This window comes from Clostridium algidicarnis DSM 15099 (assembly GCF_002934235.1).
Taxonomy (GTDB): Bacteria; Bacillota; Clostridia; order Clostridiales; family Clostridiaceae; genus Clostridium_L; species Clostridium_L algidicarnis.
The window spans coordinates 1-14,773 of record NZ_PTIS01000015.1 but is presented as its reverse complement, the minus strand read 5'-3'; the positions used below and the strand labels follow the sequence as shown (position 1 = coordinate 14,773).

Sequence of the window (14,773 nt, the reverse complement as noted above, 5' to 3'; positions counted from 1 at the left end):
TATTATATCCTGAAAAGAAAAAAGGAGTTGATATACATGGAAATTTCAAAAGAAATGACTATTGGAGATGTAGTTATGGAGTATCCAGAATCCGTTGAAGTCTTGATGAGTTTTGGGATGGGTTGTGTTGGATGCCCGGCATCTCAAATGGAAACATTAGAAGAGGCAGCTATGGTTCACGGGTTTGATATAAAGGAACTACTTAGTGCTCTTAATGGTTAATAAAATCTAATATATATAAATAAGTGATTTACTTTTGTCTTTACATATAATTAGACTAAGGTAAATCACTTTTGTAATTTATATGGTTAATTTATTACAAAGATATAATATAGTTTATTTGGAGGGGTTTAGATGAGAGGTATTATTACAGCAAAACAATATGAAATATATTATCATGACATTGATTATAATAGGAACGCTCTTATAACATCTTTGGTGAACTTTTTTGGAGATGTAGCTACCTACCAAAGCGAAGAATTAGGTATAGGTCTTGACTATCTAAAATCTAATAATGCAGCTTGGGTACTATATAAGTGGGATATAGATATAGTAAGGTTCCCTAAATATGGTGAAAAAATCATAGTTAAAACTAGCGCATATTCACTTAAAAAGTTTTATGCATTTAGGGAGCATGAAGTTTGTGATGAAAATGGTAATATTATAGGTACAGCAAAATCAGTATGGTTCTTAATAGATATTGAAAAAAGAAAACCAATTAGAATTTTAAAGAGCCTATATAAGGCTTACAATATTGATGAAAAATGTAATGAAGAATTGAATATAGATAAAATTAAAAATTTAACTAAAGTAGATAATGAGGAAAACTTTACCATAAGGTATAGTGATATAGATACTAATAGGCATGTAAACAATGCAAAATATATTTCCTGGGCTATAGAGGCTGTTCCATTAGAAAAGATGCTTAAATACACGCTAAAAAGAATTAAAGTGGTATATAAAAAAGAAACTAGATATGGACATAGCATAACCTCACAAGTCCAAATATATGATAATGGAGATACTATGGATTGTATACATAGAATTTTAGATGATGAAGGAAAAGAAGTTACCCTATTAGAGACATCTTGGATAAGTAATCAAGAGAATTAATTTAAAGTAAGGGGAAATGATGAGTGTATTGGTTACATCTTCATCATTTCCCCTTAAATTTTACAACTTTTATATTATTATATTATAATGACTTAGCAGCTACTGCAGCAGAGCTCCAAGCCCATTGGAGGTTAAATCCTCCACAATCTCCATCTACATCTAATAACTCACCACAAAAGAATAAATTTGAAACAATTTTTGATTCTAATGTTAAGGGATTTATTTCAGTTGTGTCTACACCTCCACAAGTGACCTGAGCATTTGAAAATGAATTGGTATCAATTACTTTAAATGTCCAAGCCTTTAGCTTATTTATTAAAGTTTGTCTTTTCTTCCAATCCAAATCATAGCAAGGTGAGTGTATATCCAGAATGTCACATTCCTTTAAAAATATAGGTATTAGTTTTTTGTTTATTATACCTATAAAAGACTCATAAATACTCCTATAAGAAAAAACCTCGAGGTGATTTTCTAAAAATATACTTAGTTCTTCCTTTGACATATTAGGCATCATATCTATTTGTATATCTACATCTTTTCTTTTACTTAACCCTTTAGATGCTATCCTACTTAGTTGAAGGATAGGAGGGCCTGAAATTCCGTAATCAGTAAAGAGTATTTCTCCAAGTTCTTCTCTCACAATCTTTTTATCTACTAATATAGAGGCTTTACCATCAAATTTTATGCCTGACATAGCCTTTAGATTATTATAATCTAATTTTAATTGAACTAAAGCAGGAATGGTATTAATTATTTTGTGACCTAAACTTTCAGCTAATTTATATCCAGAACCATCAGAACCAGTCTTTGACGCTGATTTGCCACCTGTAGATAATATGAGCTTTTTACAAGTAAAACTTTCACCTGAAGATGAAGTTATGGAAAATCCATTTTTAGATGGAGTTATTTTAGTAACTTTGTTTTCAAGATATATAGGAATAGCTTTATCATCTAATGACATTCTTAGTATATCCAGTACTGAAGTTGATTGCAAAGACATAGGATACATCTTTCCATGGTCTAATAGCGTTAGGGGAAGCCCCATAGAGTAAAAGGTACTTATGGTATCTTCTACTGTAAAACTATCTAACACAGCCTTAAAAAGCTTTGAATCTTCACTATGATAAGCTAGGTAGGGAGAAACTATATTTTTATTTGTTATATTACATCTACCATTTCCAGTAGTTAAAATCTTTTTTCCTATTCTATTGCTACCTTCTAAAATAGCAACATCGTGACCGAGGTCCTTAGCTATTATGGCTGAAAATATGCCAGAGGCACCTCCGCCTATTATTAAAGTATCATGATATATCATGCGAGTCCTCTCTTTCATCTTTTATAGGTATATTTGAATTAAGACCTTCTATATAAAGAAGGTCTTTTCTATCTTCTTTAACATTGAATCTTTTTCTTAAGTTATCCACTTCATCTATATTAATATCGGTATAAATTACACCTTCAATATCTGACAATGAGGTTATTATATTACCTAAAGGATCTATAATCATGGAGTCACCTGAATAATATGTGTTACCAAACATACCAACCTTATTTACCCCAGCTATATAGCATTGATTTTCTATAGCTCTAGCCTTTAATAAGGTTATCCAGGCATCCCTTCTTTTCTGAGGCCAATTAGCAATGACTAATATAATATTAGCCTTTTTGCTTAGTATTTGGTAAAGTTCAGGAAATCTTAAATCATAACAGATTGTACTACCTATTATAAGGTATTCTAATTTAGTTAGAATAAACTCATCTCCACCTTTGTAATACATAGATTCTTTACCATAAGAAAATGGGTGTATTTTTGAATACTTGCTTAGTATGGTTCCATATTTTGATATGATAACTAAATTATTTAATCCCTTATCTCCATGGTATTCTATATATCCAAAGGCTAAATTAATATTGTATTCCAAAGCTTTAGTAGAAAACCAAGATACTGAAGGCGAATCTAAAAGAGGCCCTTCAAGCATATCTTTTAAATTCATAGAAAATCCAGTAAGAGTCATTTCAGGAAATATTAAAAAATCAATAGAATTTTTCTTAGCATCTTTTAAAAGTTTTTCAACCTTAAGCATATTTAAATGTTTATCTTCAAAGATTATATCCATTTGAGCTAAACCAATCCTCATAATTTCACCTCGTATATTTATATTGAAACCCATGTTGCTAAAAACATTCATATTATTATAAATATAATTTTACAATAGGTTAAGAATAAAGACTAGAGTAATTAATAATCTTAACAATATATTAAAACATAAATTCAAATAATAGGGTATACTTATATTAATATATAAATAAAATGTAAGCTTAATAAATTTTATAAAAATGTTTTGATCTAATTCAGTTATAATAACTAAAAGATTGGAGGAATAAAGATGGAAGCTAAAGATTTTATGAAATACAAGAATTGGGTAGTTGTTGGAGATGTCTTAAATGATGGTAAGTATGCAAATAAGATATTAAAAAAGTTAAAAGAAAATGATTATAATGTTGAAGGAGTTACCTATAAGTCAGAAATGGATGGTGCTTATAAAACATTGAAAGAAGTAACCTATACCATAGGGGTATTAGATCTTTGCATAAATCCTATAAAAGGAATAGATATAGTAAAAGAAGCTCATGAAATGGGTATAAAAAATATTCTTATACAACCAGGTGCAGAAAGTGACGAAATAATAGACTTTTGCAATCAAAATGATATTATAGCAATAAAAGGTTGTGCTCTAGTAGAACTTTCTAAAATGGAATAAAGACTTTTAATATATCTATGAACAATAACTAAACATAAGATATATTTAATGGGCTTTATGGCTTTTAAAGGGCTATAAGGCCTTTAAAATGACAAAAACAGATGAAATATAAAGTAATTAAAAAATAAATGTTGACAGAAACAGATTTATTATGTATTATAGTCTATGTCAGGTTTCCCAATAAGCAACCGACAAGTAATATGAGGCTCCTTGGTCAAGCGGTTAAGACACCACCCTTTCACGGTGGTATCAGGGGTTCAATTCCCCTAGGAGTCACCATGTATTATGGGCGCATAGCTCAGCTGGGAGAGCATCTGCCTTACAAGCAGAGGGTCACAGGTTCGAGCCCTGTTGTGCCCACCATTTTATATGAATATGGCCTAGTAGCTCAGTTGGTTAGAGTGCCGGCCTGTCACGCCGGAGGTCGAGGGTTCGAGTCCCTTCTGGGTCGCCATATAAAATATAAAATAAAACATAATACAATACTTAATGAGGCTCCTTGGTCAAGCGGTTAAGACACCACCCTTTCACGGTGGTATCAGGGGTTCAATTCCCCTAGGAGTCACCATATATAATGGGCGCATAGCTCAGCTGGGAGAGCATCTGCCTTACAAGCAGAGGGTCACAGGTTCGAGCCCTGTTGTGCCCACCATTATATACGGCCTAGTAGCTCAGTTGGTTAGAGTGCCGGCCTGTCACGCCGGAGGTCGAGGGTTCGAGTCCCTTCTGGGTCGCCATTTGCTGGCATGGCTCAACGGTAGAGCAGCTGACTTGTAATCAGCAGGTTGTAGGTTCAATTCCTATTGCCAGCTCCATAAAAAAAAGACTTCTAATTTTTAGAAGTCTTTTTTTTTATGTTATTTTATTTAAGTTTTTTGATACTCTTATATCTTCGCAATAAAACTTATTTATATCAAAGTTTCCAAGAAGCCTTGAGGTTATTCGTTCTGAGTACTGTTGAAGGAGTTGTTCTAAGGTTAAATTAGTTGATATTATCATTCTCTTTTTAGTAAGTAATCGCTTATTTAAAAGATTAAACAATTCTGCTCTTGTAAAGTCTGTAATTGATTCTGAACCTAAATCATCTATTACAAGTAAATCACAGTTAAATATTAATTCTTCTAAAATCTTATTTGAATTAAATTTAAGATCTCGAAGATCTTTTATTAATTCATCAGATGTCTTATATACTACAAGATACCCTTTATCAAGAAGTTCTTTTGCTATGCAGGTAGACAAGAATGTCTTACCAGTGCCAGAATTGCCATAAAATAAAAGGTTATCTGAGTGAGATTTAAAATTATCTATATATGCTAAAGATCTATCATAAATCTTTTCTATGTTTTTTCTTGGAGTATCTTTTTCATTACCTATTTTATGAGTAGGATACAAATTAAAATCAAAAGATTTAAAGTTGTTTGTTCGTGTAAGCTCTTGTAGCTGAGAATCTTTATAATGAAGTTGTATTAACTTTTGTTTATAACAAGTGCATTTAGAAGCGCCTATAAATCCAGTATCTTTGCATTTAGGACATCTATAATTTAGATTTAAATAATTAAGACTATATCCTAAAGTTACTAGCATTTCTGACTTTTTTACTCTAAGATCTGTGATAGAGGATTTAAGGTTATTTAGATATTCATCCCTATTATCAATATCTTTCATAGAACTAATTGCAAGCTCAACAGAAAGTTTACCTATTTTATTTTCTATATCTAATATTCTAGGATCTCTTTTTTCGATTTCAGCCCTTCTTTTTTTAAGAGCCTTTTTCTCTTCTTCTTGAATATTTTCATATATTCTAATTACAGATTCTTGATATCCTTTAATCATCCTTATCCCATCCTAACAATTTTCTTTCTAATTCATCAAAGTCATAGGTTCTTTGTTCGAAATTATTGAAGTTACTATTTTTACTATTTTTGTTGTTGTTATTATAGTTATTATTATTGTAGTTGTTATTATTACCTTTGTTATAAGTTGATGCTCTTTTTAGGTCCTTTGCAGCAATATCTTCTAAAGTTTTTATATTATCTTTGTTCCAACTAGAGAGTATACCATCAATATATTTAAAGTCGGCTCTATTTAATCTTTCAAAGCAAATAGTACAAGCTTTTTCAATTATTTCAATAGAAAACTTATACTGATTTACCCATTTACTAAGCATTTCCTCTTGAGGTTTCATTATATCAGCATCTTTTATGCCCAAGTAATCCAATATCTGTCTATATTTAATCCATTTATCTTCATGTCTTTTAATATATAATTGGGCATCTTCTATAGTTTTTATGCCAGCATCAAACCATGACAGAGCAACCTTTTCGAAGTACCTATAATCTGTTTTACCTTTGGATATACAATATTGAATAAGTAAAAATATCATTTCAAGAGAAAAGTTTAAGTCTTTTTCCCATCCTATATAGGTAGACATTTCTTTTGGAGATAAAGGTCTTGATAGAAGCTTTTCTATTTCTTGCAACATATCCTTTACGGAAGAATTGTTTAATTCTTCTAAAAGACTTACTTTAGAAGTGGCTTGATCCTCTCCAAGATTAATAAATTCTATATTAAAATTGCCCATTTTATCTATTGGAATAATCTTCAAGACGCCTTCGTCATTCCAATAATTTAGAGCGTTCATTATATCTGATTCTAATAAGTTTAAAGCGGAGGCAAGGATGGTAGAATTTACTCCAAGTTCGCCAGAAACACTGTATTTTAATAATAATAAATACACTTTTATAAATTCGCCTCTAGCTTTTGGCATATAACTTTCTATAAAAATGTTACTTACAGGGGTAGTGCTTAAAGCTGTATTTTTAAGCATGAAGGTACTCATTAAATCCCAACCTTTCTAAAGTGCAATACTGATTTAGATTGCTCTAATAATTTTATAGTAAAGCTATGATTATGTAAATAGTAACACAAAATGTTTACATATGAATATTTTTATGATAAATAGGGTAAAGTAAAAGGGACTGTATAAAAATGAAGATTAAATATACCTTAAAGTCTTCCATAAAGAAAGGAATACAAAAATGAAGAAAAGATATATTAGTATCATAAAAACTTCAATTATTATATCACTGTTTATAATTCCACTTTTAGTTATATACATAAATTCGGGATATAATCTAGCTTATGCAGCATATGTTGAAGGTAACTGCGTAGCTTATTATAAAGATAAAGAAAAAGTTATAGATATTTACAATAAGATCTTAGATAAAAATAAAGATATAAAAATAAATGAAGGCATAAAATTTGAAAGGATTATTACGAAAACTTCATCCTTAAATAACTATGATAGCATAGTTTCAAATATAAAAGCTAGTTTAGATAAAGAAGTAGATTGTTTAGTTTTGAAGATAGATGAAATAAATTTAGGTATATTAAGGGATAAAGATAGATGTGAAGATTTATTTAATTTAGTAAAAGAGCACTATATAAGGGTAAATGATTTAAATAAAGAAGATATAATAAATACATCTATAAATAATAATATATATTACATACCTTACAGAGCTTATGAGTCTCAAATAAAGACGCCAGAGGAGATATATAAGGTAATAAAAGAATTGGATAGTAGCAAGGAAAATCCAATAATGTCTGTAAATATTATTGGTATAAAAAATGATATAGAAGATATAAAAGAGGATACAACCATTAAAAGTACAGATGAATATTATATGGGTGAATTTAAAGTACAGGAGTTAGGAAAGGAAGGTAAAAGACGTATAGAAAAGCAAGTAAACATTACAAATGCAAAGGTAATATCAGAAACTATGATAAAAGAGGAAATAATAGAAGCACCGAAAAATAAGGTAATACTTAAAGGAACTAAAAATCCTATAGGAACTACTATTTCATTTCTAGAAAGGCCATCTAGAGGAGCAATAACATCTAACTTTGGTGCAAGATGGAACAATGAAAGTCATCATGGAGTAGATATTGCAGGAAATACAGGAGACCCTATAGGGGCCGCCCTAGATGGAGTAGTTAATAAGGTAGGGTATGATAGTATCTATGGTAAATATATAAAGATAGATCATGGCAAGGGCATAGAAACATTATACGGACATTGTAGTTCAATAAGTAAAGGTAAAGGGGACACTATTAAAAAAGGGGATGTTATAGGCAGGGTTGGAAGTACAGGAAGAAGTACAGGACCACATATTCACTTTGAATTAAGGTTAAATGGAAAGGCTGAGAATCCCATGACCTATATGAAATAACCAAATATAAGTGTTGAACTCCTTCTTATTATAGGTAAAATGGTATTAAGGTATTTAATCTAATACCAAAGAGCGTACATTTTATAAACCATTAAGATATTAATAGAGGGAGATGAAAGGTTATGGCAGATAAGTTAAAGAAGTGTTTAGTAACGTACAATTATGGTAGTGATGAAATAAAAAAGATGGAAGAGCTGGGTTATGAGATAATAGTTAAAAAGGAACATAAGTTAACCTACGACACGGAGTTTGAAGACGTAGAAGTTTTAGTTTGTTATGATCCTTTCGAGAGCTTAGATATACTAAAGATGAAAAGATTAAAATGGATACAATTATCCAGTATTGGAATAGATCAGTTACCAAAAGATAAAGTTATAGAAAATAATATAATAGTAACAAATAACAGAGGGGGATATAGCATACCTATGGGTGAGTGGGTAGTGCTAAGCATATTACAAATTTATAAAAAACAAATGGATATGCTTAAAAACAGATTAGATAAGACATGGAAGATGGATACATCTTTACTAGAATTTTATGGTAAGACAGTAGGGTTTGTAGGTACTGGAAGCATTGCTATGGAAGCAGCTAAAAGACTTCAAGGATTTGGAGTAAGGGTAGTTGGTATGAATACTAAAGGAAAAGAGGTAGATTATTTTGACAGCTGTTATAAAAGAGAAGCAATAGATGAGATGTTAGCTATAAGCGACATCGTTGTTATAGCTATTCCTGAAACAAAGGAAACCTATCATTTATTAAATAAAGAAAGATTTTTGATAATGAAAGATAATGCAGCCATAGTCAATATAGCCAGAGGGAGCATAATAGATGAAGATGCATTAATCGAAGAGTTACAAAAAGGACGATTTATTGGAGCTGCGTTAGATGTGTTTAAAGAAGAGCCGTTACCAAAGGAGAGCTTATTATGGGATATTGAAAGGGTATTAATAACTCCTCATAACTCATGGGTATCTGAAAAAAGAAATACTAGAAGATTTGAAACAGTTTATGATAACTTAAAGAGGTACTCAAAGGGTGAGAACCTTTCAAATGTAGTGAATGTAAAAAGAGGATATTAAATAGGCCATATCATAGGGGTAAAAAATATCAGGTTCCTTATTAAGTTTAGAGGTTGCAAGTTTAGTTGCAACCTCTTTTCAGAATTATGGTAAAAGGTTATTTATATTTATTATTCCATTTCCTTGACTAGATTTTGATATAGGTGCAAGTTCTGAGGATACCTTTATTAAAGATAACAAGTCTTTAAAGGTTAAGGCAGGGTTGTTTTCAAAAAGCAAAGCACATACACCTGATACATAAGCTACGGCACATGAGGTTCCAGTGTAAGAAGTGTATGGAATATCCAAGGTTTTAGGGTATAGCTTTTTTCCATTTCTTTCAGAAATATACTCTGTATCAGTATTTAAAGAACATAAATCAACGCAGTTAGCAGCTATATCTGGTTTACCTATTTTTTTATTACCATTAGAAGAAGAAAATCTGAATTCTTTTATACTATCTTGAATATTAACACCAGATACGGTTATGCAGTGAGGTATTAAACCAAGACCAATAATGGTTTCTTCGTCTACATTTATGCTCCCGGAAGGAACTATAGGTACTAAACCAACCTTTATACATTTTTCAAATAGTATAGAAAAACAATTAATTATAAATGGGTTATATTCTAAAATTTCAAAGGGCAAGCACAAAACCTTTATATTATCTTTTTGAGACCTAGTTAAAATATCATCTATAGCAAACAATATGTCAGAAACGTAGGCTCTACCAAAGCGATTAAATGCTTTATAACAATATATAAGTGAATTTTCTGCAATACCTTTAAATTTACCTTCAGAACTATGACCACTACCTGAAATTAAGCCAGATATAAAGGTACCATGACCATTATCATCATAAGGATACTTAAATCCATCTAAAATATCTAAAAAATATTTAATCTTATTTTTAGGTAATAAAAGATCGGGGTGAGGGTAAATGCCACTATCTACGAGCCCTATACCTACATTCTTACCTGTAAGGTTATAGGTATCGCCAATATAAGCTTTATTAGAATGAATTACGCTTCTTCCACAAAGGAAGGCAAAACTATCAAAGGTTATAAATGAAACTTCGGGATATTCGGATAGTCTCAATATTAACAAAGGAGATATGGAAGCAGAAATTATATTAATATTGTAAATAGACTTTAAAACTTTTCCACCACCAGATTTTATCCTCTTTTCTATATTTTCTTGAAGGTTTTTACAATGAATTATAACCCTATAATTTTTATATAAGTTTATATCTATAGCCTTTTTTAAGTTGACATCAATTTTACTTTTCCATAAGAACATATAAAGACCCCTTTTTAGCATTACAATATATATTATGAAGTATACAAGAAAAGTAGTATTTATTCTAAATAAAAGCCTCCTACTTAAAAATAAATTAAGTAGGAGGCTTTTATGTTTACATAAGTAATGTGCCTAGGAAGGGAAGTTATTTACATTGAACTCTTTAATACAAAATTCAAAAAAAGCATTGGCTGTAGGTGTTAGTGTACGTTTTGAATTAAGTATAAGATATATATATCGCTTAAGATCTAAATCTTTTATCTTAGACATATTAAGCTTACCGCTACTTACGTAATCGAGCCCAACGTTTTGTGAGACTATTGAAACACCTGTACCAGACTTTACAAATTGTATTAGTGTGTCCATGTTATTTATCTCACATAAGATATTTAACTTATTTTGATCTAAGCCATTTGATAGAAGGCTATCTTCAAAGGTTTTCCTAGTTGCAGAGTTTTTTTCTCTCATTATAAATTTGTAGTTAAACAAATCTTCTATGGTGATTTCTTTTGGTATATTCATAGAAGGGCTTGATATTAGCACTAGGTTGTCCTCTACTAGACAATAGCTTTTTATTTTATCAGTTTTCCCCACATCTCCAACTAAGCCCACTTCGCAGTCTAAATTAATTATATCTTCAATAATTTCTCCAGAATTCTTTTCACTTATATTAAAGGCTATTTGAGGATATTCTGTACTAAATTTATTTATAAGACTTGGAATTATGGTGTGACAGGGAGTTGTACTAGCAGATACATTTAGCGTACCACAAATTTTATTATTAAAAGCACATAAATTTGTTATTGCATTATTTCTAGTATTTATAATGTCTACAGCGTAATTTAAGAATGACCTACCCGCTGGAGTTACATTAACTTCTTTAGAGTTTCTGTCAAAAAGTTGAATATTTAGCTCCTTTTCTAAACTAGAAATATGAGAGCTTATAGTAGGTTGAGATAAGTATATACTGTTTGCAGCTTTTGAAAAGCTTTTAAGTTTTGCCACTGATATGAAGGCTTCTATTTGTTTAAAATCCATAAAATTCAGTCCTCCCAAAAGTAATAAATATATATATATTATAGTCTATTAATGTATATATTAATAGGTAGTATAGATATTTCTAATAAGGTAATATTATATTAACGAAGTTTTACCTACATTAACTATATCTATAGTGTTATCTTTTATGGATTTTAATATGTTTACAGTATCTAAATCATCTTCTAATGACAATATAAAAGTATTATAATGGATGGGCAACATTTTCTTTGACTTCATCATTTTATACATTTTATAACTTTCTAGTGGAGTACAGTGCATCTTATCAAAGCCTTCAGGCAAATAACAACCTACAGGCATAAGAGCTAGATCACTTTCTATTTCCTTGAAGTTTTCTGTAAAAGCAGTATCACCAGCAAAAAACACACTTTTGTCTTTACAACTTATAAGATAAGCATTGCTACTATGATCTTTTCCTAGGTAATATCTTCTACCATCATGGTTTGCAGCTATACATTTTATGGTGATGTCACCATTTTGATGTATTTCTCCTTTGGATATGCCTATTACATTTTTAAATCCTACAACTTTTATAGATTTTACATAGGATTTAGGGCAAAGTACTATTACATTTTTATTCATTTTTATTAGTGAATAAAAATCAATGTGATCCATATGGCCATGAGATAGTAATATATAATTAATATTTGAATTTACTAGATTCATAGAAGGTTTAATCTTCCTTTTGAATTGACCTACGGAGCCAATAACAGGGTCTGTTATAAATATATTATCATAAAGATTTATCATAACAGAAGCATGGCCTATCCATTGTACAGAATTAGTTACTAAAGATTCACTTAATGGAGTTGAAGTTTCTTCAAAATAATTTTTGAGATTTTTATAGTGAAGTTTCATAAGAAACTTTGTATTAAAACTTATTTTATCCATACTTTTTAATATGTTTATAATAACACCACCTTTAAATTATTAAGGTTTCCACTTAAATATTATAATACCTATAACCATTATTGCAATACCTATTATCTTACTAAATCCAAAAGAAACCTTATTTGTATCAAACATTCCCCAAAAGTCAATTAATGCTGCAGATAATAACTGAGCTACAAGTATAATTGATATACAATAGGTAGGTCCCATGGATGAAATTCCTTTCATTACTGTATATATTATAAGAACACCTAAAACTCCACCTAAAAGATAAAGTTTGTTTACTGACTTAATTTCTTTTATATTGCCAGAGCCTAAAAAACATATTAGTAAAATGGTTAATATAAGCCCGCTACCTTGAACTATTAGATTTGTTTCTAAAAGCCCAATCTTTTCTCCGAGCCTAGTATTGAAAACACCTTGTAGGCTCATAGCAATTCCAGCTACTATTGAAAAAAATATACCTAACATAAAAATCACCTCTATAAGTATTATTTCCAAAAATAAAAAAAAAACTCTACCAAAGGTAGAGAAGTTATTTTATGATTATTTAATTTTTTTATTATTAGAAGTATTTTTTACTATGTAAGAATTTTCTATTTGATTTAAAGAAAAACCTAATCTAAGACCTAAACTTAAAAAGTCTTCAAAAAGTGTTGTGTAGTGATCTTTAGAGGATGTGACCATTAAATCATTTATATCTACATATAGGTTTAAAAATTGTTCTGAAATATTATAGTCATTTGGTTTAAGTTTTGGTGAAATATTGGTATAAAGTTTATCTAGACCTAAAGTTAATATTAGATGAAAACAATCTATATAAGAATCTAATAATACACCCCTTTTAGAAGGTTTTGCATCGGACCAATATTCAAAGCTTTTAGTTTCATTAGCAAGTTTACCTAGTTCCACTAATAGAGCTAAAAAGTTTTTTGAATTAGGGATACTTTCATCTAAGTTTTTGGAAGCATATATTTTTTCATTTAAATCCTTTTGTAACTTAAATAAGTACTGTAAATTCATAACAAAGCCGCCTTTCTTTCAATAGCAATTTTCTCACTAATCCATTGTAACTAATTATCATAAAAATTGAAAGTTCAGAAAACGATTACCAAAAGAAAAGTTAAAAATATTTATATTTTCATCCAAGTACTAGGGCAAAAAGGTTTTTAATGGATAGCTTTTAATAACCATATCTCTCTTATTATTAATTGGTTTCCAAAGTTCTATTCTTTCTATCTTTGCTAATTTATAGAATCCATCATCTTGTGTTTTATGACACGCGTTCAGAAATTCATTTTTTGACCATTCTCTTGAAGCAAAGTTTGTATTTGCAAGTGAGATGTGTAAGTCCCAATTAGAGGCATCTTTCCTTACGTTAAACCCATTTAGTTTTAATTTATCATTTATAGTCCTATTTAATCTTTCTATATATCCTTTGTTTTCAACTCTTAGATTTACAGATTTATAAGGCTCGTTAAAACATATAACATCATCTATTTCTACTTTAAATCGTTTATATGACTTTAATATTCCTTTAAGAATTTCATCTAATTTATCGATATCAGGATCATCTATAACCTCTAAAGTTATATGCAGTGTTGGAAGGTTTCTATATAGATTGTATTTTTTACTTAAGTCTTTTTGAAGACCTTCTATAGATTTATAGGAATCTTCATCAAATAATGCTACTAAATAATATTTCATTGTCATCCCCCAAATTTTATATTTTAATTCATATTTTTAATAATAAGTTGAATTATAATTTTTTTAATCCATAATATATAAAGGCTATAATGTATTAAGTTATTATATATTATATCATATTGATATTAGAGTGAGTAATATATTAATTTAGTAAAATTAATATGTTATTTGAATAATAAAAGATATAAATACAAAAGATATAATCGTACAATTAAAATAATGTATAAAAAGGAGGATTAACATGGAAGTTAATAAGAGTATAGGATGTAATGTTTCGGAATGTAAATATCATTATAAGAAGGATAGCTATTGCACTTTAAACAAAATTGAAGTAGTTAAACATGAACCTATGGCAAAGACAATTGAATGCACTGATTGTGGCAGCTTTGAAACTATGAAATAACATTATATTCAAAAAGGGTAATACAAAAAGAACTATTATGATAGAGCTTGTTTAATCATAATAGTTCTTTTTATTTATAGTGTTAAAAGTAATTTTCATATGTAGTGATTTTAAAAGAATTAAAAGGATTAAATGTTTATTGATTAACTTGTAAGTTAGAGTATAATTTTAGTAGGCAGAACTAGTATAAAAAACTATATAAATAAAAGGAGATGCAAAAACATCTCCCCAATACATAAATTATCCATT

At 29.4% G+C, this 14,773-nt stretch carries 16 protein-coding genes and 7 tRNA genes; 13 read left to right on the top strand and 10 right to left on the bottom strand.

The genetic code is table 11. The features are described 5' to 3' along the window. Nucleotides 1–36: 36 nt before the first annotated feature. Together BD821_RS10135 and BD821_RS10130 are read left to right on the top strand one after the other, a co-directional pair. The gene (locus BD821_RS10135) at nucleotides 37–222 is read left to right on the top strand and encodes a DUF1858 domain-containing protein (protein WP_029451695.1); all 186 of its coding nucleotides are present in this window, start codon (nucleotides 37–39) and stop codon (nucleotides 220–222) included. 132 nt (nucleotides 223–354) lie between these two features. Further along, nucleotides 355–1,113, top strand: coding sequence for an acyl-[acyl-carrier-protein] thioesterase (locus tag BD821_RS10130; protein ID WP_104410385.1), 759 nt, complete (start codon nucleotides 355–357; stop codon nucleotides 1,111–1,113). An 82-nt stretch (nucleotides 1,114–1,195) separates the two neighbouring features. Here the strand turns inward: BD821_RS10130 and BD821_RS10125 are convergent, their stop codons facing one another. Beyond that, nucleotides 1,196–2,428: a BaiN/RdsA family NAD(P)/FAD-dependent oxidoreductase gene (locus tag BD821_RS10125; RefSeq protein WP_104410384.1), complete on the bottom strand. Its 1,233-nt coding sequence runs from the start codon at nucleotides 2,426–2,428 to the stop codon at nucleotides 1,196–1,198. Further along, on the bottom strand, nucleotides 2,415–3,251 hold the full coding sequence (locus BD821_RS10120) for a carbon-nitrogen family hydrolase (RefSeq protein ID WP_104410383.1): 837 nt from the start codon (nucleotides 3,249–3,251) through the stop codon (nucleotides 2,415–2,417). The genes BD821_RS10125 and BD821_RS10120 overlap by 14 nt, the downstream gene beginning before the upstream one ends. 249 nt (nucleotides 3,252–3,500) lie before the next feature. On the opposite strand from BD821_RS10120, the gene BD821_RS10115 reads away from it, so the two are divergent. From BD821_RS10115 to BD821_RS10080, 8 genes are all read left to right on the top strand, one after another. Next, nucleotides 3,501–3,875, top strand: coding sequence for a CoA-binding protein (locus tag BD821_RS10115; protein ID WP_029451690.1), 375 nt, complete (start codon nucleotides 3,501–3,503; stop codon nucleotides 3,873–3,875). 204 nt (nucleotides 3,876–4,079) lie between these two features. Next, nucleotides 4,080–4,154: transfer RNA gene (locus BD821_RS10110), tRNA-Glu, on the top strand. An 8-nt stretch (nucleotides 4,155–4,162) separates the two neighbouring features. Beyond that, nucleotides 4,163–4,238, top strand: a tRNA-Val gene (locus tag BD821_RS10105). A gap of 14 nt (nucleotides 4,239–4,252) precedes the next feature. Further along, nucleotides 4,253–4,329, top strand: a tRNA-Asp gene (locus tag BD821_RS10100). Between the two features lie 39 nt (nucleotides 4,330–4,368). Next, a tRNA-Glu gene (locus BD821_RS10095) sits at nucleotides 4,369–4,443 on the top strand. An 8-nt stretch (nucleotides 4,444–4,451) separates the two neighbouring features. Next, nucleotides 4,452–4,527: transfer RNA gene (locus BD821_RS10090), tRNA-Val, on the top strand. Between the two features lie 8 nt (nucleotides 4,528–4,535). Further along, nucleotides 4,536–4,612: transfer RNA gene (locus BD821_RS10085), tRNA-Asp, on the top strand. A 3-nt stretch (nucleotides 4,613–4,615) separates the two neighbouring features. Continuing rightward, nucleotides 4,616–4,690, top strand: a tRNA-Thr gene (locus BD821_RS10080). A 37-nt stretch (nucleotides 4,691–4,727) separates the two neighbouring features. On the opposite strand, the gene BD821_RS10075 is transcribed toward BD821_RS10080, so the two are convergent. Both BD821_RS10075 and BD821_RS10070 read right to left on the bottom strand, forming a co-directional pair. Further along, on the bottom strand, nucleotides 4,728–5,708 hold the full coding sequence (locus BD821_RS10075; RefSeq protein ID WP_029451687.1) for an ATP-binding protein: 981 nt from the start codon (nucleotides 5,706–5,708) through the stop codon (nucleotides 4,728–4,730). Then, on the bottom strand, nucleotides 5,701–6,714 hold the full coding sequence (locus tag BD821_RS10070; protein WP_029451686.1) for a DnaD domain protein: 1,014 nt from the start codon (nucleotides 6,712–6,714) through the stop codon (nucleotides 5,701–5,703). Before BD821_RS10070 ends, BD821_RS10075 begins: the two co-directional genes overlap by 8 nt. A 199-nt stretch (nucleotides 6,715–6,913) precedes the next feature. Between BD821_RS10070 and BD821_RS10065 the strand changes: the two genes are divergently transcribed. After that, the gene (locus tag BD821_RS10065) at nucleotides 6,914–8,107 is read left to right on the top strand and encodes a peptidoglycan DD-metalloendopeptidase family protein (protein ID WP_104410382.1); all 1,194 of its coding nucleotides are present in this window, start codon (nucleotides 6,914–6,916) and stop codon (nucleotides 8,105–8,107) included. A 122-nt stretch (nucleotides 8,108–8,229) separates the two neighbouring features. Then, nucleotides 8,230–9,186, top strand: a complete 957-nt coding sequence (locus tag BD821_RS10060) for a phosphoglycerate dehydrogenase (RefSeq protein ID WP_104410381.1) — start codon at nucleotides 8,230–8,232, stop codon at nucleotides 9,184–9,186. Nucleotides 9,187–9,270: 84 nt separating this feature from the next. On the opposite strand, the gene BD821_RS10055 is transcribed toward BD821_RS10060, so the two are convergent. From BD821_RS10055 to BD821_RS10030, 6 genes are all read right to left on the bottom strand, one after another. After that, nucleotides 9,271–10,464, bottom strand: coding sequence for a S8 family serine peptidase (locus BD821_RS10055; protein WP_104410380.1), 1,194 nt, complete (start codon nucleotides 10,462–10,464; stop codon nucleotides 9,271–9,273). Nucleotides 10,465–10,596: 132 nt separating this feature from the next. Then, entirely contained in the window at nucleotides 10,597–11,502 is a 906-nt protein-coding gene (locus tag BD821_RS10050) for a selenium metabolism-associated LysR family transcriptional regulator (RefSeq protein ID WP_104410379.1), read from the bottom strand. A gap of 96 nt (nucleotides 11,503–11,598) precedes the next feature. After that, nucleotides 11,599–12,414: an MBL fold metallo-hydrolase gene (locus tag BD821_RS10045; protein WP_104410378.1), complete on the bottom strand. Its 816-nt coding sequence runs from the start codon at nucleotides 12,412–12,414 to the stop codon at nucleotides 11,599–11,601. Between the two features lie 39 nt (nucleotides 12,415–12,453). Beyond that, nucleotides 12,454–12,885, bottom strand: a complete 432-nt coding sequence (locus tag BD821_RS10040; RefSeq protein ID WP_104410377.1) for a DMT family transporter — start codon at nucleotides 12,883–12,885, stop codon at nucleotides 12,454–12,456. A 75-nt stretch (nucleotides 12,886–12,960) separates the two neighbouring features. Further along, the gene (locus tag BD821_RS10035) at nucleotides 12,961–13,437 is read right to left on the bottom strand and encodes a dUTP diphosphatase (protein ID WP_104410376.1); all 477 of its coding nucleotides are present in this window, start codon (nucleotides 13,435–13,437) and stop codon (nucleotides 12,961–12,963) included. Nucleotides 13,438–13,566: 129 nt separating this feature from the next. Then, nucleotides 13,567–14,121 (bottom strand): 2'-5' RNA ligase family protein, encoded by a 555-nt coding sequence (locus tag BD821_RS10030; protein WP_104410375.1) that lies wholly within the window; start codon nucleotides 14,119–14,121, stop codon nucleotides 13,567–13,569. Between the two features lie 241 nt (nucleotides 14,122–14,362). On the opposite strand from BD821_RS10030, the gene BD821_RS10025 reads away from it, so the two are divergent. Beyond that, nucleotides 14,363–14,524, top strand: a complete 162-nt coding sequence (locus BD821_RS10025) for a DUF1540 domain-containing protein (protein ID WP_084170492.1) — start codon at nucleotides 14,363–14,365, stop codon at nucleotides 14,522–14,524. Nucleotides 14,525–14,773 lie beyond the last annotated feature (249 nt).

Excerpts from the sequence above, each read along its gene's own strand:
- BD821_RS10135 (WP_029451695.1), top strand. The coding sequence starts at position 37 with ATGGAAATTTCAAAAGAAATGACTATTGGAGATGTAGTTATGGAGTAT.
- BD821_RS10130 (WP_104410385.1), top strand. The coding sequence starts at position 355 with ATGAGAGGTATTATTACAGCAAAACAATATGAAATATATTATCATGAC.
- BD821_RS10125 (WP_104410384.1), bottom strand. The coding sequence starts at position 2,428 with ATGATATATCATGATACTTTAATAATAGGCGGAGGTGCCTCTGGCATA.
- BD821_RS10120 (WP_104410383.1), bottom strand. The coding sequence starts at position 3,251 with ATGAGGATTGGTTTAGCTCAAATGGATATAATCTTTGAAGATAAACAT.
- BD821_RS10115 (WP_029451690.1), top strand. The coding sequence starts at position 3,501 with ATGGAAGCTAAAGATTTTATGAAATACAAGAATTGGGTAGTTGTTGGA.
- BD821_RS10075 (WP_029451687.1), bottom strand. The coding sequence starts at position 5,708 with ATGATTAAAGGATATCAAGAATCTGTAATTAGAATATATGAAAATATT.
- BD821_RS10070 (WP_029451686.1), bottom strand. The coding sequence starts at position 6,714 with ATGAGTACCTTCATGCTTAAAAATACAGCTTTAAGCACTACCCCTGTA.
- BD821_RS10065 (WP_104410382.1), top strand. The coding sequence starts at position 6,914 with ATGAAGAAAAGATATATTAGTATCATAAAAACTTCAATTATTATATCA.
- BD821_RS10060 (WP_104410381.1), top strand. The coding sequence starts at position 8,230 with ATGGCAGATAAGTTAAAGAAGTGTTTAGTAACGTACAATTATGGTAGT.
- BD821_RS10055 (WP_104410380.1), bottom strand. The coding sequence starts at position 10,464 with ATGTTCTTATGGAAAAGTAAAATTGATGTCAACTTAAAAAAGGCTATA.
- BD821_RS10050 (WP_104410379.1), bottom strand. The coding sequence starts at position 11,502 with ATGGATTTTAAACAAATAGAAGCCTTCATATCAGTGGCAAAACTTAAA.
- BD821_RS10045 (WP_104410378.1), bottom strand. The coding sequence starts at position 12,414 with ATGGATAAAATAAGTTTTAATACAAAGTTTCTTATGAAACTTCACTAT.
- BD821_RS10040 (WP_104410377.1), bottom strand. The coding sequence starts at position 12,885 with ATGTTAGGTATATTTTTTTCAATAGTAGCTGGAATTGCTATGAGCCTA.
- BD821_RS10035 (WP_104410376.1), bottom strand. The coding sequence starts at position 13,437 with ATGAATTTACAGTACTTATTTAAGTTACAAAAGGATTTAAATGAAAAA.
- BD821_RS10030 (WP_104410375.1), bottom strand. The coding sequence starts at position 14,121 with ATGAAATATTATTTAGTAGCATTATTTGATGAAGATTCCTATAAATCT.
- BD821_RS10025 (WP_084170492.1), top strand. The coding sequence starts at position 14,363 with ATGGAAGTTAATAAGAGTATAGGATGTAATGTTTCGGAATGTAAATAT.